Raw genomic sequence first — 19,650 nt, forward strand, 5'->3', positions numbered from 1 at the left:
GATCACCGCTCGGCTAGGTGGATGGAGGAGGGCACGCCCGCCCCGACGCCCGTCGAGCGCGCGTACCGGTCGGTGACCAGCAGCAGCGGGCCGCTGAGCCCCGTGGTGACCAGCGCCATGACCAGCAGCGCCAGGTACATCGCGGGGGACAGGATCCCGGCGGTGAACCCCGCCTGCAGGACCACGATCTCGGTCAGGCCCCGGGTGTTCATCAGCGTCGCCAGGCGCATGCTGGAGGTGCGCGACCGGCCGCCCGCCCTCGCGCCCGCGTAGGCGCCGCCGAGCTTGGCCACGATGGCCAGCGCGGTGGCGATCGCGGTGGCCTCCCAGGAGAAGATCCGGTCGGGGCCGGCCACCACGACGGTGCCGGTGACCACGAACGTGACCGGCAGCAGCGACCGGCCGAGACGGCCCAGCGTCTCGGCCGCCTCCGTCCACGGGCCGCGCTCGGCCGCGCCCGGCCTGCCGGGCAGGGCCAGTCCGATGATCACCGCGCCGTACACCTCGGTCAGCCCGAGCCGCTTGGTCGCCAGGGCCGCGCCGGTGGCGGCCGCCGCGATCAGCACCAGCAGCACGACGCGGTGGCGTTCCGCGAGTGCCGCGACCCGCGCGGTGGCCGCCAGGCGGCGCAGCAGCACGGCCACCGCGCCGCCGGCCAGGACCACCGGGATGGTGACGAACCCGCCGCCGCCCTGCGTGAGCCCGATCGTGATCCCGAGCAGCACCCCGATGACCGCGTCGATGCCCGAGGCGCTCATCAGGGCGAGCCGCCCGTCCTCGGTGTGCTGCAGGCCGCGGTCGCGCAGGATGCCGGCCAGGACCGGCACGGCGGTGACGGTCAGCGCGATCGCCAGCATCAGCACCAGCGCCGCCGTGGGCGCCCCGCCGCGTAACAGCGGGTCGCCGTCCTTGAGCACCCACACGGCGAACAGGGCGCCCGCGGCGAGCGGGACCAGGGTCGCGCCCGCCGACAGCCACGCCACCTGCCGCAGGGAGTGCCCGCCGAAGGACTCGCGCATGTGGTGGGCCGCCCCCACCAGGAACATGGCCAGGCCGAGCTGCCCGGCGAACCGCAGGACCTCGAAGGCGGCCGAGCCGGTGAGGTCCCGGCCGAGCAGGGTGGCCGCCACCATGCCGAGGGCCAGGCACAGGGCGATCTCGATCACGACCTCCGGCTGGCTGAGCCGCCGTGCGGCCCAGCCGCCGCAGATCACGATGAGCGCGATCGCGGGAAGCAGCAGCAACACGTACATCTGTTCTCCTAGCGGTGCATCTGGGCGAGGTACTCGTACTGGCTGGGCAGTCGTTTCACCAGGTCCAGCGACTCGTCCTTGAGCATCTGGAACTCCTTGTCGGCCGCCGTGCCGTCCATCAGCGCGAGCGCGGGCGTCGGCTTCATCGGGACGCCGCCCATGCCGAGGAGGATCGCCAGGTAGGAGTAGGACTCGAAACCGTGGTAGCGCGGGAAAATGGTGTCGGCCGCGGGCGGCTTGGAGCGCCACTGGTCGAAACGCTCCTGCAGCCCGTCCGGCGTCGTGCGGGTCTTCGCGTCGCGCCAGTACGCGTTGTCGTTGCGGGCCGCCGCCTTGTAGTGCAGGACGAGGAACTCGCGCACGCCGTCGATGGCGTCGGCCATGACGCGATTGTAGGAGTCGGTCAGCGCGGAATCCCAGCCCAGGGCGGGGAAATGCTTCACCAGCTGTTCGATGCCGTGCTGGATGAAGAAGATGCCGGTGGACTCCAGCGGCTCGACGAAACCGCAGGACAACCCGATGGCCACGCAGTTGCCGACCCACGGGTTGCGGGTGCGGCCGACGCGCATGCGGATGTGGTTGGCCTCCATCTCCTCGGCCTGCGGGCCGACGAACTCGCGCAGGGTGCGCTCGGCCTCCTCGGGGGTGCTGTAGTCGCTGGCGTAGACGTAACCGGTGCCGATCCGGCCGAACAGCGGGATGGTCCAGATCCAGCCGGCGTCCTGGGCGGTCGCCGTGGTGCACGGCCGCAGGCCCTGCTCCTCCATGTCCACCGGCACCCGCAGCGCCACCGCGCTGTCGTTGGGCAGGGTGTCCTGGAAGGAGATGAACGGCTCCTTCATCGTCTTGTTGATCAGCAGGCCGCGGAAGCCGGTGCAGTCGACGAACAGGTCGCCGGTGACGTCGCCGTGCTCGGCCGTCCGCACGTGGCTGATCCAGCCGCGCTCGTCGCGTCCCACCTCGACGACGTCGTCCAGGATCTGGGTGACCCCGCGCTCCTTGGCGTAGCCGGACAGGTAGTTCGCGAGCAAGGAGGCGTCGAAGTGGTAGGCGTAGGGGAACTGGGTGCCCTGGTCGAGCAGGGTCGTGCGGGTGGTCTCCGCCGGCTCCCTGCCCTCGACGAAGTCCTGCTCGAAGAGCCGGCCGTCCAGATACCGGGGCGAGCGCTTGTCGTCGCAGATCGAGGCCATCAGGAACACGTCCCGGTCGAACCGCTCGCTGGGCTTCTTGTGCAGCCACCAGTCGGTCATCGGGAAGCCGTCGACGATCCTCAGCCGCTCGAAGGGGTGGTAGAAGTAGTGGCCCTTCTCACGCCAGTTCTCGAACCTGATGCCGAGCTTGTAGCTGGCGTTGCAGTGGGGCATCCAGTCCTGCTCCCGCAGTCCCAGGTACTCGAAGAAGTGCCGCACGGTGCTGAAGGTGGCCTCGCCCACGCCGATGGTGGAGATCCTCTTGGACTCGACCAGGGTGATGGAAACGCGGTCGCCGAACGCCGAGGCGAGGTAGGAGGCCGTCATCCAGCCCGCGGTTCCGCCACCGACGATGACAACGTTTTTGAGCATGACAAACCATCCGTTCGTGTCGCTTGGGTTGATCGAGTGATGCCGCGCCGGTCAGTGGTGGCCGCGGCGGGTGTACTGCGTGACCGAGATCGGGACGAAGACGACCAGGATCACGGCGATCCAGGCGAGGGCGCCGGCGATCGGGCCCGCGGCTGCGCGTCCGTCCAGCAGGCCCCGGGAGGCGTTCACGACGAGGGTCACCGGGTTGACGTCGGCGAAGACCCGCAGCCAGGCGGGCATGCCCTCGGTGGGGACCAGTGCGGAGCTGCCGAACTGGAAGGGCAGCACCCACAGGGAGGTGAGGGTCGAGACGGTGGTGATGCTGCGCACCGAGACGCCGATGCAGACGGCGATCCAGGACAGGGCGACGCCGAATGCGAGCAGCAGCGCCACGGCCGCGGCGGCTCCGGCGAGGCCGCCGCCGATGCGGAACCCGATGAGGGTCGAGCAGGCCAGGATCACCACGAGGCTGAGCAGCATGCGCAGGGCGTCCGCGGCGACCCTGCCGGACAGCAGGGCCGAGCGGGCGACGGGCAGGGTGCGGAACCGGTCGACGACGCCGGAGTTGAAGTCGACGGCCATGCCGACGCCGGTGTTGCGTGAGACGATCATGAGGTTGATGGCCATGATGCCCGGGACGAAGAACTGCGCGTAGTCGGCCGTCCCGCCGGCGATGGCCCCGCCGAAGACCGACACGAAGATGACCGAGATGAGCACGGGGGTCAGGGTCGCGTCGAGGATCAGACCCGGGTCGTTCCTGAACTGGGCGATGTTGCGCCGGGTCATCACCGAGGCGTGCCGGACGGCGTCCATCGCGGTCAGTGCCTGGCTCACGGGTCCTCCTGGGGCGGGCCGGTCGGGGTGGGGCTCACGGGTCCTCCTCGTCGGGTCACGGGTCCTTCTCGCCCGGCCGCGAATCCTCGTCGCCGGGTCGCGGGTCCTTGTCGCCGGACCGCGGGTCGTACTCGCCGGGCCGCGGGTCGTTCTCGCCAGCTCGCGGGTCGTTCTCGCCGGGTCCTGGGTCCTTGTCGCGGGGTCACTGGTCCTCCCGGTCGCGGGGCACGCTGGTCAGGGCGAGGAACGCCTCGTCGAGGCTGGGTGTGCGGGTCTCGAAGCCGGTGACGACGATGTCCGCGCCGGCCAGGGCCCGCAGCGCGGCCGTCAGGTGGTCGTCCCTGGTGAGCGGCATGCGCAGCACGCCGTCCTCGCCGTCGCCCGCCGGGGCCAGGCCGGCGGCGCGCAGCGCGGACCGCGCCGTCTCGAGGTCGGCCGTGGCGGCCGTGCGGACGTGCAGCATCTGGCCGCCGATGCGCGAGCGCAGCTCCTTGGGGGTGCCGGCGGCGACCACCCGGCCGCGGTCGACGACCACCACGTCACCGGCGAGGGCCTCGGCCTCCTCCATGTGCTGGGTGGTCAGCAGCAGGGTCATGCCCTCGTCGGTCAGGCCGCGGATGAGGTCCCACAGCTCCTTGCGGCTGTGCGGGTCAAGGCCGGTCGAGGGCTCGTCGAGGTAGAGGATGCCCGGCCGGCCGATGAGGCTCGCGGCCAGGTCCAGGCGGCGGCGCTGCCCGCCGGAGTACCCGCCGGCCGCGCGGCCCGCCATCGCGCCGAGCCCGAACAGCTCCAGCAGTTCCTCGGCGCGGGCCCTTGCGGCGCGGGGGCGCAGCCCCAGCAGCCGGGCGACGACGTAGAGGTTCTCGCGTCCGGAGACGCCCTGGTCGACCGTGGCGTACTGGCCGACGACCGCGATGGCCTGCCGGACCAGGTGCGGCTCGCGCACCACGTCGTGGCCGCCGACGGACGCCGTGCCGGAGTCGGGGCGCTCCAGCGTGGACAGGATGCGGACGATGGTGGTCTTGCCCGCGCCGTTCGGCCCGAGCAGGCCGAGGACCGTGCCGGGACGCACCTCCAGGTCGACGCCCTGGAGCGCGTGGACCTTGCCGAATCGCTTGGTCAGCCCCTGGACGCGGATGCCGCCGCCGTTCACCGCGCCGTTCACGGGGCCGTTCACCGGGGCGCCAGACGCACGGGGTCTCCCATGGCGACGACCACCTCGCGCGGCCCCTGATAGGGCTCGCGGCTGTGCGCCATCCGGAGGTTGTCGACGATCATCAGATCCCCCTTCCGCCACGGTTCGCGCAGGGTGCACGTCTCGTAGACCTTGTTGATCAGATCCACCTCGGCGGCGCCGACCGGTTCGCCGTCGCCGTAGGAGGTGTTGAAGGGCAGGCGCTCGGGTCCGTACACCTCGAGGAGGTACTCGCGGACCTCCGGCGCCATGGTCCAGGCGTTGAGGAAGGCGATCTGGTTGAACCAGGACCGCCGTCCGGTGAGCGGGTGGGCCAGCACCGCGGCCCTGCGCTGGCGGGTGGACAGCGTGCCGTCCGGGCCCCACCGGTACTCGATGGCGTTGGCGGCGCAGTACCGCTCGACCTCGGCGCGGTCGCCGGTGCCGAAGGCCGCCTGCCAGGGCAGGCCGACGTCGTCGCCGTAGTGCCGCTGGAGCAGCCACCCCTCCCGCTCGAACCGCTCGGTCAGCGCGCCACCCAGCCTGGCCAGCACCTCCTGGCCGTCGGCCAGCCCGGTGACCCCACCCGCGGCCGGGGCGGTCAGGCAGCCGAACAGCAGCAGCCGGGGCACGGTCAGGGAGTGGCTGAGCTCGTGGTGCATGCACATCGGCTGGTCGGGCGGCCACTCGGCGGAGGAGTACAGGCCGTGTCCGTGGTCGGCGCGCGGGGCGAACCCCTCACGCTCGACGGCCGGCTCGGCGAGCAGCTCCTTCGCGTAGCCGCGCATGCCGTCGAGGCCGGTGAGGTCCAGGCCGCGCAGCAGCACGGCGCCGTGCTCGGCGACCGTCGCGTACAGCTCGTCGCGGTGGGCGCGGACCCAGTCCGGGCCCGCGCCTTGGGGGACGCCGAGGATCGGCGGCCTGTCCGGGTGGTGCACGGGGGTCGGCATCCGCCGGTCGCCTCCATCGATGTGGGCCGCGAAGGCCGCGAGCACGGGGTGGTCGGCGAGTTCGCGCAGGGTCGTCGCCCTGCCGAGCCTGGCCAGGAACCTGATGGCCGACAGCGAGGTGCCGCCCAGCGCGAAGAAGTCGTCGCCGCGGCCGACGCGGCCGGCGGGCAGGGACAGGACCTGCTCCCACAGCGCGGCGACGCGCCGTTCGGCGGGGGTGCGCGGGGGCAGGTCGCCGGCCGGCCGGGGCGTCTCCCTGGCCAGGACGGCCAGGCTCTTCTTGTCGACCTTGCCGTTGCCGGTCAGCGGCAGCGCGTCCAGCCGGTGGAAGCGCTCGGGCACCATGTAGACCGGCAGGGCCGCGCCGAGCGAGGCCCGCAGGTCGTCCTCGGGGATGTCCGCGCCGGCCGAGTAGAACGCCACCAGCTGCGGGCCGCCGCCGCTCTCGGCGACCAGGACGGCCCCGTCGCGCACGCCGGGCACGCGCAGCAGCCGTCCCTCCACCTCGCCCAGCTCGACGCGGTGGCCGCGGATCTTCACCTGCGCGTCCCTGCGGCCGAGGAAGGCCAGCTTGCCGTCCGGCCGCCACCGGCCGAAGTCGCCCGAGCGGTACAGCCGCAGGCCGGGCCGGTGCGGGTCGCCGGTGAAGGCGAGGCGCGTGCGCTCGGGGTCGCCGATGTACTCCCTGGCCACGCACCGCCCCGAGAAGACGATCTCACCGGGCGAGCCGAGCGGCACCGGCCACAGGTTCTCGTCCACGACGTAGACGCGGGCGCCGGGGATGGCCGCGCCGAGCGGCACCCCCTCGCCGTCGGGCGCGCGTTCCAGCAGTTCGTGGTTGGTGTCGTCGTGGGTCTCGGTGAGCCCGTAGGCGTTGAGCACCCCGACGCCGGGGAAGCGGGCGAACCAGCGGACCAGCAGCTCCTTCTTGACCGCCTCGCCGGTGACCGAGACGTAGCGCAGGTCGGGCAGGTCCCGCGGCTCGTCGTCGAGGTGGGCGAGCACGGCCTCCAGGTAGGAGGGGACGAGCTGGGCCACGGTGACGCGGCGCTCGGCGAGCGTGGCGGCGAAGCGCCGCACGTCCAGGATCACCTCCTGCTCGACGATGAGCGTGCGGGCGCCGGCCATGGGGGCGGCGAGCAGTTGCCACAGCGAGATGTCGAAGCACTGGGGCGCGGTCTGCGCGACCACGTCGCCCGGCGCGATGCGCAGGTCCTCGATCTTGGCGTACAGGTGGTTGAGCATGCCCCCGTGCTCGCACACGGCGCCCTTGGGCAGGCCGGTGGAGCCCGAGGTGAAGTAGATGTAGGCCGCCTGGCCGGCGGAGACGGGAATGCCCGGGTCGTCATCGCGGGTGACGCCGGCGACGGCGTCCGCGTAGGTGACCACCTCGCCGGCGCCCTCCACCGGCCCGTGGCCCAGCACGAAGCGGCACGCGCTGCGCTCCAGCATGGTGGCGACGCGGCCGGCGGGGAAGCCCGGGTCGACGGGCAGGTAGACCCCGCCCGCCTTGAGGATCGCGATGACCGCGGCCATCCAGTCCAGGTCGCGCTCCGCCGCCACGGCGACGACGTCCTCGGCGGCCAGCCCGCGGGCGAGCAGCCCCCAGGCGAGGCGGTTGGCGCGGGCGTTCAGCTCGGCGTAGGTCAGCTCCACGCCGCCGCGGGCCGCGGCCACCTCGTCGGGGCGCTCGCGCGCCCGCTCCTCGAACAGCTCGTGGAAGCGCCGGTCGGGCAGCTCGCGGGGCGGGCCCGCCAGCACGTCGAGCTGGTGGCGCAGCTCATGCTCCGCCAGCAGGCTCCGCTCCCCGTGGGGGGCGTCCAGGTCGCGGGCGGCGAGCGCCAGGGCCGTGCGGTAGTAGCCGGCGATCCTGCCCGCGTACTCCTCGTCCACCACGTCGGTGCGGTAGCGCAGCAGCAGCCGCCCGCGGAGCAGGTCCACCTCGGCCCGCAGCACGACCTCGCCGAGACCGGCGTCCGGGTCGCCCCCGCTAAGGTCCAGGACCGTCTCGAACCACATGGCCTCGGGGCCGAGCTCCGCGCGCAGGGCCGCCACCGGGTAGCCGGCGTGCCGCCGCAGCTCCTCCTCGGCGCGGGAGGCGGCGGCGGTCAGCTCGCGCCACGTGCCGTCGCCGACGGTGATCCGGCAGGGGAGCGCCTCGGCCGCCCCGGGGGCGCGGTAGCCGGTGGCCACCGTCGTCTCGCCGGACAGCGCCGCGAGCACCTTGGCGTGCGCGGCGAGCAGCGTCGCCGGCGACGGAGCCGGCGGCGCGGGGGAGCCGGGCGTCTCGGGAGACACAGGGGACGGGGTAAACAGGGGAAAACCGCGCGAGGCCTCGCCTGCGTATCCATGCGACCAGCGGGGCAGCCGTGTGCGGCCTCCCGCTGCGAGTGTTTCGCGCCAGTATTCTTGGTTTCCCCTGTCGGGCACCGTGCCCACCTCCATATTTGTTCCTGTCCCGCAGACTATGGAGGCGTCATATCCGGCACATATCATCTGCTTTTCATAGACGGGTGAAAACGAGCCGATAAGTCGCCGCCCTAGCGTTCGGGCATGGCTATGGTGACGGGCCGAATTGGCGGCGCTCCGGCGAACCTCCTGCACGAGGAGGTGCTGGAGCCGCAGTTCTCCTATGAGGTGCGGCATCTCCTGCCGCACTACCTCCACATTGAGAAGGTCCTGCTGCTCGAATACCGGCGGATGGGGATTCTGGCGCCCGAGGAGGCCGGGGGAATCGCGAGCGCCCTGCACGCGATCACTCCCGAGGACCTCACCGCCGACCCCGAGGAGAATCTGTCCGACATCTCCTTCGGCATCGAGCGCCTGGTGGCCGCGCGGTCCTGCGCGCCGGCGCCGCGCTGGCACGTCGACCGGAGCAGGAACGACGCGCAGGCCTGCGCGCAGCTCATGTTCGGCCGCGAGCGGACCCTGGGGATCGCCGAGGGCCTGGTCGCCTGCGTGGACGCCGCGCACCGGCTGGCCGCCCGGCACACCGAGGCGCCGATGCCGGGGTACACCCACCTCCAGGCGGCCCAGGTGATCACCCCGGGCTTCTATCTCAGCGCGCTGTCGGACCATCTGCTGCACACGCTGCGCCGCCTGCTCGCGACCTACGACCACGCCGACCTGTCCCCCCTCGGGGCGGGCGCCATGGCCGGCCAGGAGCTGCCCTGGGACAGGGCGGCGATGGCCGGGCACCTGGGCTTCGCCGGGCCGCGGACGCACGCGCTCGCCGCCGTCGCCTCCCGGGCGTGGATGCTGGAGCTCGCGGCCGAGGCGGCGACCTTCGCCACCGGGCTGAACAGGTTCGTCAGCGACCTGATGACCTGGGCCGGCAGCCACTACGGGCTGGTCGAGCTGCCCGACGAGCTGGCCGGGATCTCCTCGGCGATGCCGCAGAAGAAGAACTACCCGCTGCTGGAGCGCATCCGCGGCCGGACGGCGCACCTGCTGTCGTGGTTCGTCGACGTCGCCGCCGCCCAGCGCGGCACGCCGTACAGCAACACCGTCGAGGTGGGCAAGGAGGGCGGCGCGCAGCTCGACTCCGCGACGCGCACCTTCGCCTCCGTGCTCGGCCTGCTCACGCTGGTGCTGGACAACGCCGTCTTCCCCGCCGCGCGGGGACGCGAGCTGTGCGCCGGGGAGCACCTCGGCGGCTTCTCGCTGGCCAACCGGCTGACCCTGGACGCGGGCGTGCCGTGGCGGACGGCGCAGGTCATCGCGGGCCGCTACATCGTCGCCATGATCGCCGGCGGGACGCCCGCCGACCCGGAGGCGCTGGAGCGCGTCTGCGCCGGCGCCGGCCACCCGGTGGCCGACGCGGCCGGCCTGCTGGACGGCACGCTCGAACCGGGCGACGGACTGCGGCGTAAGCGCTCGCTGGGTTCGGCGCACCCCGACGAGGTCCGCGCGATGCTGGCCGGCCAGGGCGAGGAACTGGCCGTCCTGGCGAGGGAGTGGTCGGCGCGCCGCCGGCGGGCCGAGGCGTCGGTGGCCGCGGTGGACGGGCTCCTCGGTCTCGAGTCCCGGTCGTGATCGGCACAGGGGTGGCCTACGGGACCTTCGGCGAGCTCATGCAAGGGCAGCTCGCCGGCGGCGGCCAGGACTTCCTGGTGACGCTGCCCATCCCGAGGTCCAGCCGGGCGACCTTCCGCCTGGACCCGAAGTCCGCGCAGGTCACCGTGGTGCCCGGGCACAAGGGCAAGTCGCTGCGGGTCGCGAGGGCCCTGCTGGAGGAGCACGGCGTGCGGACCGGCGGTGTGCTGACCGTGCAGAGCGACCTGCCGGAGGGCAAGGGGTTCAGCAGCTCCTCCGCCGACCTGGTGGCGACCGCCCGCGCGGTCGGCGAGGCCATCGGGGCCGTGCCGCAGGCCGCCGAGATCGAGTCGCTGCTGCGGCCCATCGAGCCGACCGACGGCGTCATGTACGACGGCGCCGTCGCCTTCCTGCACCGCGAGGTGCGCCTGCTCACCCGGCTCGGTCACCTGCCTCCGCTGACGATCGTCAGCGTCGACGAGGGCGGCAGCGTCGACACCATCGCCTTCAACCGGCGGCCCAAGCCCTTCTCCGACGACGACAGGAAGGAGTACGCGCGGCTGCTGGACATGCTCGTGGTCGCCGTGGCCGCCGGCGACGTGGCCGACATCGGGCACGTCGCCACCCAGAGCGCGATCCTCAACCAGCGGCTCAACCCCAAGACCACGATGCGGTCGATGAGCCAGATCTGCGAGGAGGTCGGCGGCCTCGGCGTCGCGGTCGCGCACAGCGGCACCGCCATCGGCCTGCTGCTGGACATCGCCGACCCGCGTTACCGCGACCGGCTCGGCCGCGCCGAGAGGGCGTGCGCGCGGCTGGCGGGACACGCGCACGTCGACCATTCGCTCACCGCCGACGCAGAGGAGGTCCGGTGCTTCACAACAACGTGATCGACGCGATCGGGCACACCCCGCTGGTATCGCTCGACCTGGGCGGCGCAGCGGTCTACGCCAAGCTGGAACTGCAGAACCTGTTCGCGATGAAGGACCGGGTCGCCCGGCAGGTCATCCTGTCCGCCCGCGAGTCGGGCGAGCTGGCCCCGGGCGCGGCCATCGTCGAGAGCTCCTCGGGGACGATGGCGCTCGGCGTCGCGCTGGTCGGCACCGCGCTCGGTCACCCGGTGCACATCGTCACCGACCCGCGGATCGACCCGATCACCCTGGCCAAGCTCCGCTTCCTGGGCTGCTCGGTGCACATCGTCGACAAGATGACCTCCCACGGCTGGCAGAGCGCCCGCCTGGAACGGCTGGAACTGCTACGCGCCGAGCTGCCCGGGTCGTTCTGGCCCCGGCAGTACAGCAACCCCGACAACCCGCGGGCCTACGCCACCCTCGCCGCCGAACTGCTGGCCGACCTCGGGCACATCGACGTGCTGGTCGGCGCGGTCGGCAGCGGCGGCTCGCTGTGCGGCACCTCGCGAGCCCTGCGCGAGACGCTGCCCGAGCTGTGGACGGTCGGCGTGGACTGCGTCGGCAGCGTCATCTTCGGCCAGCCCGACCTGCCGGGACGGCTGCAGAGCGGCCTGGGCAACAGCCTGGTCCCCGACAACGTGGACCACTCGCTGATCGACGAGGTGCACTGGCTCAACGACCGCGAGGCGTTCCAGGCGACCGCCGACCTGGCCGCCGAGCAGCAGATCTTCGGCGGCAACACCGCCGGCTCGGTGTACGGGGTGCTGCGCCACCTGGCCCGCAGGGAGGGCCCCGGCACGCGGATCGTCGGCATCATGCCCGACCGCGGCGACCGCTACTGCGCCACCGTCTACGACGAGGGCCACTGGCTGGAGAAGGACCTGCACGGCATGCCCGTCGCCGACGCGCCCGTGGAGGTCGACGCCTCCCAGACCGTGACGACCTGGTCCAACTGCTTCCCCGGGCCGAGACGCCGGGAGGTGCGATGCGAGGCCGCCTTGCCTGCGTAGAGGCCAACACGACCGGCACCGGCATGATCGCGCTGCGGACCGCGGGCGAGCTCGGCCTGGACCCGCTGTTCCTCACCGGCGGGCCGGAGCGCTACCGGGGCCTCGCGGCCACCGGCGCGCAGGTGGTGCGCTGCGACACCAACGACCCGGGCTCGCTCCTCGCCACCGTCGCCCCCTACGCGGCCGAGCTGTGCGGAGTGACCACCACCAGCGACTTCTACGTCGCCACCGTCGCAGAGTTGGCGGCCCACCTGGGGCTGCCGGGCAACCCGCCCGAGGCGGTGCGGATCTGCCGGGACAAGGGCCGCACCCGGCGGGCGCTGGCCAAGGCCGGGCTCCGGCAGCCGCGCTTCGCCGTGGTCCACGACCAGAGTGAGACCTCCGCGGCCGTCGCGCGGGTGGGGCTGCCGTGCGTGGTCAAGCCGGTCGGCGGCTCGGGGTCCGAGGACGTCCGGTTGTGCGCGACTCCGGCCGAGGCGCTGGCGCAGGTGGCCCAGGTGCTGTCGGTGCGGGTCAACGTCCGGGGCCAGGTGTGCGAGCCGGCGGCGCTGGTCGAGGAGTACCTGGAAGGCCCCGAGTTCAGCGTCGAGATGGTGCACACGGACGGCGAGGCCAGGTGCGTCGGGATCGTCGCCAAGTCGCTCACCGGGCACCCGTACTTCGTCGAGTCCGGCCATTTGTACCCCGCGCCCGTCGGCGCCGCCGACGGCGAGGCGATGCGCGAGACGGTCCGCCTCGCGCTCGCGGCGGTCGGCGTCCAGCACGGCCCCACCCACACCGAGGTCAGGCTCCTGCCCGACGGCGTGGCGGTGGTGGAGATCAACCCGCGCCTGGCCGGCGGCATGATCCCCGAGCTGATCTCCCTGGTCGACGGCCTGGACCTGCTCGAACAGCAGATCCGCGGCGCCATCGGCGCGCCGGTGACGCTGGAGCAGAGGCACGAGGGCTACGCGGGCATCCGGTTCCTGGTCGCCGACCGCGCCGGCGAGGTCCGCGCCGTCTCCGGCGTGGAGCGGGCGGCGGCAATGCCGGGCGTCGCCCGGGTCGGCGTCACCGCCGCGCCGGGCACGCGGGTGGGCCCGCCGCGCAGCGCCTACGACCGGTTCGGCCACGTGATCGCGCGCGGCGGGACCGTCACCGAACTCACCGAACGGCTGGACCTGGCGGCCGCGGCCCTGCGCGTGGAGGTGGGCGAATGATCCGGCACATCGTGCTCTTCAAGTTCAAGCCCGGGCACACCTGGGCGGACGAGCGCGCCATCGAGGCGGAGCGCATGTCGGCCGACGTCGGCGCGGAGGTGGAGGACCTCCTCGAATGGCGGACCGGCCGGAACATCTCCGAGCGCGCCATCGCCTACGACTTCGCCGTCATCGGCCTGGTCCGCGACGCGGACGCGCTCCAGAGATACCTCCTCCACCCCTTCCACCAGAAGTCGGCGGCGCTATGGCGAGAGATCAGCGACTGGGTCATCGCCGACCTCGAAGAGTAGAGACACGAGGCTTTCGATGTTCACGATTCACCACCCCGAGCTCGACGAGATGGCCAGGTCGCTGCGGGATCTGCACCGGGAGTTCCTGGCCGGGCAGTGGGACGAGGCGCGCGTGGCCGCGCACCAGGCCCGCCTGCTCCGCCAGACCATCTCCTACGTCAAGGAGCGCTCCCCGTTCTACCGCGCCAGGCTCGACGGGGCGGCCGAGGACGACGACCTGGGCTCGCTGCCCTTCACCACCAAACAGGACCTGCGCGACGCGCAGTTCGACATGCTGTCCCGCCCGATGCACGAGGCGTGGATCTTCTACGAGACCACCGGCACCACGGGCAGGGCCACCCCCTGCCCGCGCGACAACACCGACACCCTGCACAACAACACCGTGCTCACCGCCTACTACCAGACGGTGTTCGACCAGTACGGCGACCGGCAGGTCGTCGGGGTCTCCGGCCCCTCGGAGCTGCACGCGACCGGCGACACCTTCGGCGACGTGTGCCGCAACCTCGGCATCGCCGTCGCCAAGATGTGGCCGCACTCGCCGATGATCGGCTTCGACCGCGCGCTCGAGGTCATGCGCATGCTGCCCGTCACCGGGCTGTTCGCGACGCCCGGCATGGCGCTGTCGCTGGCCAAGAAGGCCAGGGAGGCCGGCCTGGACCCGGCCGCCGACTTCTCGCTGGACGTGCTCATGCTCACCGGCGAGCTGGCCTCGCCGAGCCTGCTCGCCGGGATCGGCGCCCTGTGGGGCGCGCGCGCCTACAACGCCCTGTACGCCTCGCAGGAGGCGTCCGTCCTCGCCGCCTCGGGCGCGGACGGCGGCCTCTACACCGCGCCGCTAATCAACCACTACGAGGTCATCGACCCGGTGACGCTGCGGCCCGCGCGGGCCGACGGCGCCGGCGTGCGCCAGGGCGAGCTGGTGATCACCAACCTCTACCAGGGCGCCAAGCCGCTGGTGCGCTACCGGACCGGCGACATGGTGCGCATGCACCCGGTGGCGCCGGGCGCGACGATCCCCGCGCCGCGCGTGGAGGTGCTCGGCCGGGTGGGCGACCAGATCATGCTGAACGGCCACGCCGTCACCGGCTACGACCTGGAGGACCTGCTGCTGCGGCACGTGGGCGGCTTCATGGACTACCAGATCAGGCTGGAGCGCACGCCCCTCGGCGAGGACCGGGTCGACCTGATGCTGCACGGCGCCTCCGAGAGCCACCCGGGCCTGCTGCTGGCCCAGGAGGAGTGCCGCGAGGTGCTCGGCACCGAGCTGGTCGTCTCCTTCGGCGACCCGGGGAGCATCACGAGCACGGGCGCGATGGTGAGCTGGAAGGCCGCCCGCGTGGTGGACGGCCGCGGCGACGAGCCGGCCCGCGACGACCGCGAGTCCCGCGCCGCCCTCGCCCTGGCCGCGAGGAGAGGGTGATGCGGCCGCTGCCGGGCCGCTGGGTCTACCACCGCGTCCAGAACGAGGGGGGGTTCGTCCGCTTCGACGACGTCCGCCTGCCGCCGACCACCCAGGGCCTGCACTACGGCACCGGGGCGTTCGAGGGCATCAGGGCGCACGCGGCCGCGGGCGGCGGGCGGGTGCACCTGTTCCGGGTGCGCGACCACTACCGCCGCTTCCTGCGGTCGTGCCGGCTGCTGCGCATCGAGGTGGGGCTGAGCGTGGACGAGCTGGCCGACCTCACCGTGGAGCTGCTGCGCCGCAACGGCGACATGGGCGACGTCTACATCCGGCCGCTGGCCTACAAGCTCGGCCTGCTGCCGGGCACCCCGCCGGGGGTGGGCCTGGGCGGGATCTCCGAGGCGGTCACGATCGTCGCCTCCCGCCTGGGCGCCTACACCCCGCCGGGCGGCGTCCGGTGCCTGGTCAGCTCGTGGCGCAGGCCCTCGCGCGCGGCCGTCCCCGTCCAGGCCAAGATCACCGGCGGGTACGTCAACAGCGCGCTGGCCGTCGAGGACGCGCGCGCGGCCGGCTACGACGACGCGATCCTGCTCAACGACGCCGGGCAGGTCGCCGAGGCCAGCACGGCCAACGTCTTCGCGGTGCGCGGCGGCGCCCTGCTCACGCCGCCGCCCGACGCCGACATCCTGCCCGGCATCACCAGGGACACGGTGCTCACGCTGGCGGCCGACCTCGGCCTGACCGCCGCCGAGCGGCCGCTGCACCCCGCCGACCTGCTGCTGGCCGACGAGGTCTTCCTCACCGGCACCGGCGTCGGCCTCACCCCGGTGATCGTGGTCAACGGCAGGCCGATCGGGACCGGGGAGCCCGGCCCGGTCACCTCCCGGCTCGTGGAGCGCTACCGCCAGGTGGTCAGGGCCGAGCGAGAGGACACCCGCGGGTGGCTGACCGCGGTGGAACCGGGTGTGCCGGACTCAAACAGGGGCGAGCCAGTGGAGCGACCGGCATGAAAGGAGCGAGCGGGATGGAACTGCTCGGGTGGATGGAGATCGACGCGCTGAGCCGGGTGGTGCTGAAGGAGATAGGAACGCTCGGCCCCGCGGGGACGAGCAGCGAGACGGCCGCCACCCTGCTGTGGGAGAAGCTCTCCGAGCTGCCGAGCGAACCGCAGCTCTCGCTGTACGACACCTACGAGGGGGCGTGCGACGCCCTGCTCAACCGGGACATCAGCCACTTCATCGTGGCCAACGCCTACCGGGCGGTCAACGAGTTCTACATGGACACGCGGCTGGCCCTGGCGGGGGCGTTCATCATGGACACCCCGCTGTACGGGCTCGCCAAGTCGCGCGGCAACGACGCCCTGCCCGTGCGGCCGTCGATCGCCACGCACCCGGCGCCCGCCCCGCTGATCACCCAGCTGCTGCCCGCGCCGTTCGCGCAGGGCAAGGTCATGATCATGAACTCGACCAGCGCGGCGGCCATGGCCGCGAGCGGCGGGTTCAGCGACCTGGCGCTCACCACGGCCCCGGCCGTGGACCACTACGGCCTGGAGTTCATCTCGCGCACCCGGCCCATCCGCATGGTCTGGTCGGTGTTCGTCCTGGACGACCTGGACGCCACCGCCGCCGACATCCACAGGGAGAACGCCGATGTTGTTCCTCGATAGCGGGGCGGTGCGCAAGGCCCTGCCCATGGAGCGGGCGATCGGCCTGATGGCCGGCGTCATGCGCTCCTACAGCGGGGGAGAGGTCACCCAGCCGCTGCGCACCATCCTGCGGCCCCCGGGCGAGGACGGCGTCTTCGCGTCCATGCCCTGCCACGTCACCGGCGACCTGCCCGGATACGGCCTCAAGGCGATCATGCTGCGGCCCGGCAACCGGGACAAGGGCCTGCCCGTGCACATCGGCGTGGTCCTGGTCTTCGACCCCGAGACCGGGTTCCCGCTGGCGCTGCTGGACGGCGCCGAGCTGACCGCCATCCGCACCGCCGCCGTCTCGGCGGTGGCCACCGACACGCTGGCGCTCCCCGGCGCCGGCGACCTGGCCGTCATAGGGTCGGGCGTGCAGGCCCGCTCGCACCTCGAAGCCCTCGCGCTCGTGCGCGACCTGCGCAGGGTCCGCGTGTACAGCCCCACGGAAGGGCGCGCCGAGGACTTCCGGCGCTGGGCCGCGTCCTGGCTGGCGGTCCCCGTCGAGGTGACGCCCACGGCCGGCGACGCGCTGGCGGGCGCCGACCTGGTCTGCACCGCCACCTCCGCCAAGGAGCCGGTCGTCTTCGGGCGCGACCTCGCGCCCGGCGCGCACGTCAACGCGGTCGGCGCCTCGGTCGCCGACGCGCGCGAGCTGTCCGGCGACGCGGTCGCCAGGTGCGCGGTGTTCGTGGACAGCAGGGAGTCGGCGGCGAGCGAGTCGGGCGACCTGCGCGTCCCGCTGGCCGAAGGGCTGATCGGCCCCGACCATGTGCGCGCCGAGCTCGGCGAGGTGCTGCTCGGACGGCACCCGGGACGCGGCGACGCGGCGGAGATCACCCTGTACAAGTCGCTCGGCATGGCCGCGCAGGACATCGTCTCCGGCTTCGCCGCGGCCCGCGCCGCCCGCGAACTCGGACTCGGCGCCGACGTTCCCTACCCCGCGCCATGAGGATCTACGTGGTCGACGCCTTCGCCGACGCGGCGTTCCAGGGCAACCCCGCCGCGGTGTGCCTGCTCGACCGGCCGCGCGACGCGCGCTGGATGCAGGCGGTGGCGGCCGAGATGAACCTGTCGGAGACCGCGTTCGTCGACCGGTCCACCCCGGCGGACTCCCCGGAGGGCATGGGCCTGCGCTGGTTCACCCCCGCGGGCGAGGTCGACCTGTGCGGGCACGCGACGCTGGCCGCCGCGCACGTGCTGTGGGAGGGGGAGGGCGAGGACGGCGCCCGGCCACTGCGCTTCGCCACTCGCAGCGGCGTCCTCTCGGCCGAGCGGGGCCCGGACGGCATCGGCCTGGACTTCCCCGCCGAGCCCGCCGAGGAGACCGAGGTCCCCGACGGGCTGCCCGAGGCGCTCGGCGCCAAGCCCGTCTGGATGGGCCGCAACCGCTTCGACTACCTGGCCGAGCTGGCCGACGAGGAGGAGGTCGCCGAGCTGCGGCCCGACTTCGCCGCGCTGAGCGCCTTCCCCGTGCGGGGAGTCATCGTCACCGCCCGGGGACGGCGGGAGCACGACTTCGTCTCCCGCTTCTTCGCCCCCCGGCACGGCGTGGACGAGGACCCGGTGACCGGCTCGGCGCACTGCTGCCTCGGCCCCTTCTGGAGCGCCAGGCTCGGCCGGCGCCGCCTGACCGGCTTCCAGTGCTCCCCGCGCGGCGGCCGCGTGCGGGTGACGACGCGCGGCGAGCGCGTGGGGCTGTATGGCCGCGCGGTGATCTTCATGAGTGGAGAGCTACACGAACGGGAGGAACGATGACGACGTTCGTCATTGGCAACGTGGCCGCCATCCCCGACAAGGAGAAGATGGCCCTCTACCGGGACAAGGTCCTGGCGACGCTCCAGGCGTACGGCGGCGGCTTCGCCATCCGCGGCGGGGCGTTCGACGTGCTGGAGGGGGACTGGCACCCCACGCACCTGTCGGTCATGCGGTTCCCCAGCGCCGAGCACGCCCGGCGCTGGTACAACTCGCCGGAGTACGCGGAGATCACCCCGCTGCGCGAGGGCGTCGAGATGGACCTGATCCTCGTGGACGGGGGCGGCTCGGATGACTGAGCTCCCCGCCGGCCTCTCCGCCGGCCTCTCCGCCGGTCTTCCCGTCGATCTGGACGCGCTGGACCTGGCCGACCCGCGGACCTTCCGCGCCCACGACCAGTACGCGATCTGGCGCCGCCTGCGCGCCGAGGCCCCGGTGTTCTGGAACGCCCCCCGCGGCGGCCGTCCCGGGTTCTGGGCGCTCACCAGGTACGACGACATCATGGCGGTCTACAAGGACGACGACCACTTCACCTCCGAGCGCGGCAACGTCCTGACCACACTGCTGGCGGGCGGCGACTCCGCGGCCGGCCGCATGCTCGCGGTGACCGACGGCAAGCGCCACCAGGACCTGCGCAACGTGTTCCTCAAGGCGTTCTCGCCCCGCGCGCTGTCCTACGTCGCCGAACGCGTGCGGGAGAACACCCGCGCCAGGGTCCGCGCGGGCGTCGAGATGGGCGCCTGCGACTTCGCGCGGGACGTCGCCGAGAAGATCCCGATCAACACCATCTGCGACCTGCTCGGCGTCCCCGAGGGCGACGAGCACCGCGACCACCTGCTCGACCTGACCAAGACCGCGCTGAGCAGCGACGAGGTGGACGCCGACGACGAGGACGCCGCCGAGGCGTCGCTGGAGGCGCGCAACGAGATCCTGATGTACTTCGACGACCTGGTCACCGAGCACCGCCGCACCCCCAAGGACGACGTCATCGGCGCGATGGTCGCCAGCAGCATCGACGGGGTGCCGCTGACCGACGACGACATCGTCTTCAACTGCTACAGCCTGATCATCGGCGGCGACGAGACCAGCCGCCTCACCATGATCGGGACGGTGCCGGCGATGGTCGGCCACCCCGAGCAGTGGGCCGCCTACCGCGCCGGCGAGATAGAGACCAAGACCGCCGTCGAGGAGATCCTGCGCTGGGTCAGCCCGGCCATGCACTTCGGCAGGAGCGCGCTCAAGGACGTCACCGTCCGCGGAACGAAGATCGCCGCGGGCGACATCGTCACGCTGTGGAACTCCTCCGCCAACCGGGACGAGGACGTCTTCGACGGCCCCGAACGCCTGGACCTGCGGCGCTTCCCCAACCGGCACGCCACCTTCGGATACGGGCCGCACTTCTGCCTGGGCGCCTACCTGGGGCGCACGGAGGTCGGCGCCATGCTGGAGGCGCTGCGGGAATTCGTCGCCGAAATGCACATCACGGCCGAGCCCGAGCCGGTCCATTCCAACCTGTTGAGCGGAATCAGCAGCCTCCAGGTGAAACTGCTTCCGGCCTGATCCGGGGCTTTCGGAAATGCGCGGACGA

At 72.8% G+C, this 19,650-nt stretch carries 17 protein-coding genes; 12 read left to right on the top strand and 5 right to left on the bottom strand.

Annotated features, from left to right (window positions below):
- Positions 1–2 precede the first annotated feature (2 nt).
- From ABZT47_RS27680 to ABZT47_RS27700, 5 genes are all read right to left on the bottom strand, one after another.
- Positions 3–1,253 carry a cation:proton antiporter gene (locus ABZT47_RS27680; RefSeq protein ID WP_354848086.1) on the bottom strand — a complete coding sequence of 417 codons (1,251 nt, stop codon included), beginning with the start codon at positions 1,251–1,253 and terminating at the stop codon, positions 3–5.
- A gap of 8 nt (positions 1,254–1,261) precedes the next feature.
- Positions 1,262–2,815 carry a tryptophan halogenase family protein gene (locus tag ABZT47_RS27685; protein ID WP_354848089.1) on the bottom strand — a complete coding sequence of 518 codons (1,554 nt, stop codon included), beginning with the start codon at positions 2,813–2,815 and terminating at the stop codon, positions 1,262–1,264.
- 51 nt (positions 2,816–2,866) lie between these two features.
- The gene (locus tag ABZT47_RS27690) at positions 2,867–3,649 is read right to left on the bottom strand and encodes an ABC transporter permease (RefSeq protein ID WP_354848091.1); all 783 of its coding nucleotides are present in this window, start codon (positions 3,647–3,649) and stop codon (positions 2,867–2,869) included.
- A 202-nt stretch (positions 3,650–3,851) separates the two neighbouring features.
- The gene (locus ABZT47_RS27695; RefSeq protein ID WP_354848094.1) at positions 3,852–4,826 is read right to left on the bottom strand and encodes an ATP-binding cassette domain-containing protein; all 975 of its coding nucleotides are present in this window, start codon (positions 4,824–4,826) and stop codon (positions 3,852–3,854) included.
- Positions 4,823–8,071 (bottom strand): amino acid adenylation domain-containing protein, encoded by a 3,249-nt coding sequence (locus ABZT47_RS27700; RefSeq protein ID WP_354848096.1) that lies wholly within the window; start codon positions 8,069–8,071, stop codon positions 4,823–4,825. Before ABZT47_RS27700 ends, ABZT47_RS27695 begins: the two co-directional genes overlap by 4 nt.
- Before the next feature lie 255 nt (positions 8,072–8,326).
- On the opposite strand from ABZT47_RS27700, the gene ABZT47_RS27705 reads away from it, so the two are divergent.
- Genes ABZT47_RS27705 through ABZT47_RS27760 form a run of 12 tightly spaced genes read left to right on the top strand, consistent with a single transcriptional unit; the run spans position 8,327 to position 19,622 of the window.
- Positions 8,327–9,808: a lyase family protein gene (locus ABZT47_RS27705; RefSeq protein ID WP_354848099.1), complete on the top strand. Its 1,482-nt coding sequence runs from the start codon at positions 8,327–8,329 to the stop codon at positions 9,806–9,808.
- Positions 9,805–10,698 (top strand): hypothetical protein, encoded by an 894-nt coding sequence (locus ABZT47_RS27710; RefSeq protein WP_354848102.1) that lies wholly within the window; start codon positions 9,805–9,807, stop codon positions 10,696–10,698. Before ABZT47_RS27705 ends, ABZT47_RS27710 begins: the two co-directional genes overlap by 4 nt.
- Positions 10,680–11,729 (top strand): cysteine synthase family protein, encoded by a 1,050-nt coding sequence (locus tag ABZT47_RS27715; RefSeq protein WP_354848105.1) that lies wholly within the window; start codon positions 10,680–10,682, stop codon positions 11,727–11,729. Before ABZT47_RS27710 ends, ABZT47_RS27715 begins: the two co-directional genes overlap by 19 nt.
- Positions 11,705–12,928, top strand: coding sequence for an ATP-grasp domain-containing protein (locus tag ABZT47_RS27720; RefSeq protein WP_354848108.1), 1,224 nt, complete (start codon positions 11,705–11,707; stop codon positions 12,926–12,928). The genes ABZT47_RS27715 and ABZT47_RS27720 overlap by 25 nt, the downstream gene beginning before the upstream one ends.
- Positions 12,925–13,218, top strand: a complete 294-nt coding sequence (locus tag ABZT47_RS27725) for a Dabb family protein (protein WP_354848111.1) — start codon at positions 12,925–12,927, stop codon at positions 13,216–13,218. Before ABZT47_RS27720 ends, ABZT47_RS27725 begins: the two co-directional genes overlap by 4 nt.
- A 16-nt stretch (positions 13,219–13,234) precedes the next feature.
- Positions 13,235–14,638, top strand: a complete 1,404-nt coding sequence (locus ABZT47_RS27730) for a hypothetical protein (RefSeq protein ID WP_354848113.1) — start codon at positions 13,235–13,237, stop codon at positions 14,636–14,638.
- The gene (locus tag ABZT47_RS27735; protein ID WP_354848116.1) at positions 14,638–15,630 is read left to right on the top strand and encodes a branched-chain amino acid transaminase; all 993 of its coding nucleotides are present in this window, start codon (positions 14,638–14,640) and stop codon (positions 15,628–15,630) included. The genes ABZT47_RS27730 and ABZT47_RS27735 overlap by 1 nt, the downstream gene beginning before the upstream one ends.
- 14 nt (positions 15,631–15,644) lie before the next feature.
- Positions 15,645–16,286 carry a hypothetical protein gene (locus tag ABZT47_RS27740; protein ID WP_354848119.1) on the top strand — a complete coding sequence of 214 codons (642 nt, stop codon included), beginning with the start codon at positions 15,645–15,647 and terminating at the stop codon, positions 16,284–16,286.
- Entirely contained in the window at positions 16,270–17,259 is a 990-nt protein-coding gene (locus ABZT47_RS27745) for an ornithine cyclodeaminase family protein (protein WP_354848121.1), read from the top strand. The genes ABZT47_RS27740 and ABZT47_RS27745 overlap by 17 nt, the downstream gene beginning before the upstream one ends.
- Positions 17,256–18,065, top strand: coding sequence for a PhzF family phenazine biosynthesis protein (locus ABZT47_RS27750; RefSeq protein ID WP_354848124.1), 810 nt, complete (start codon positions 17,256–17,258; stop codon positions 18,063–18,065). Before ABZT47_RS27745 ends, ABZT47_RS27750 begins: the two co-directional genes overlap by 4 nt.
- Positions 18,062–18,361: a DUF1330 domain-containing protein gene (locus ABZT47_RS27755; protein ID WP_354848127.1), complete on the top strand. Its 300-nt coding sequence runs from the start codon at positions 18,062–18,064 to the stop codon at positions 18,359–18,361. Before ABZT47_RS27750 ends, ABZT47_RS27755 begins: the two co-directional genes overlap by 4 nt.
- Positions 18,354–19,622: a cytochrome P450 gene (locus tag ABZT47_RS27760; RefSeq protein WP_354848130.1), complete on the top strand. Its 1,269-nt coding sequence runs from the start codon at positions 18,354–18,356 to the stop codon at positions 19,620–19,622. The genes ABZT47_RS27755 and ABZT47_RS27760 overlap by 8 nt, the downstream gene beginning before the upstream one ends.
- Positions 19,623–19,650: the final 28 nt, after the last annotated feature.

Origin of the sequence: Sphaerisporangium sp. NPDC005289 (genome assembly GCF_040607455.1) — a bacterium.
Taxonomy (GTDB): Bacteria; Actinomycetota; Actinomycetes; order Streptosporangiales; family Streptosporangiaceae; genus Sphaerisporangium; species Sphaerisporangium rhizosphaerae.

Bases quoted from the DNA above. Each gene is read 5' to 3' on its own strand.
- ABZT47_RS27730 (WP_354848113.1), top strand. From the start codon at position 13,235: ATGTTCACGATTCACCACCCCGAGCTCGACGAGATGGCCAGGTCGCTG.
- ABZT47_RS27745 (WP_354848121.1), top strand. From the start codon at position 16,270: ATGTTGTTCCTCGATAGCGGGGCGGTGCGCAAGGCCCTGCCCATGGAG.
- ABZT47_RS27740 (WP_354848119.1), top strand. From the start codon at position 15,645: ATGGAACTGCTCGGGTGGATGGAGATCGACGCGCTGAGCCGGGTGGTG.
- ABZT47_RS27760 (WP_354848130.1), top strand. From the start codon at position 18,354: ATGACTGAGCTCCCCGCCGGCCTCTCCGCCGGCCTCTCCGCCGGTCTT.
- ABZT47_RS27720 (WP_354848108.1), top strand. From the start codon at position 11,705: ATGCGAGGCCGCCTTGCCTGCGTAGAGGCCAACACGACCGGCACCGGC.
- ABZT47_RS27750 (WP_354848124.1), top strand. From the start codon at position 17,256: ATGAGGATCTACGTGGTCGACGCCTTCGCCGACGCGGCGTTCCAGGGC.
- ABZT47_RS27705 (WP_354848099.1), top strand. From the start codon at position 8,327: ATGGCTATGGTGACGGGCCGAATTGGCGGCGCTCCGGCGAACCTCCTG.
- ABZT47_RS27680 (WP_354848086.1), bottom strand. From the start codon at position 1,253: ATGTACGTGTTGCTGCTGCTTCCCGCGATCGCGCTCATCGTGATCTGC.
- ABZT47_RS27755 (WP_354848127.1), top strand. From the start codon at position 18,062: ATGACGACGTTCGTCATTGGCAACGTGGCCGCCATCCCCGACAAGGAG.
- ABZT47_RS27725 (WP_354848111.1), top strand. From the start codon at position 12,925: ATGATCCGGCACATCGTGCTCTTCAAGTTCAAGCCCGGGCACACCTGG.
- ABZT47_RS27735 (WP_354848116.1), top strand. From the start codon at position 14,638: ATGCGGCCGCTGCCGGGCCGCTGGGTCTACCACCGCGTCCAGAACGAG.
- ABZT47_RS27685 (WP_354848089.1), bottom strand. From the start codon at position 2,815: ATGCTCAAAAACGTTGTCATCGTCGGTGGCGGAACCGCGGGCTGGATG.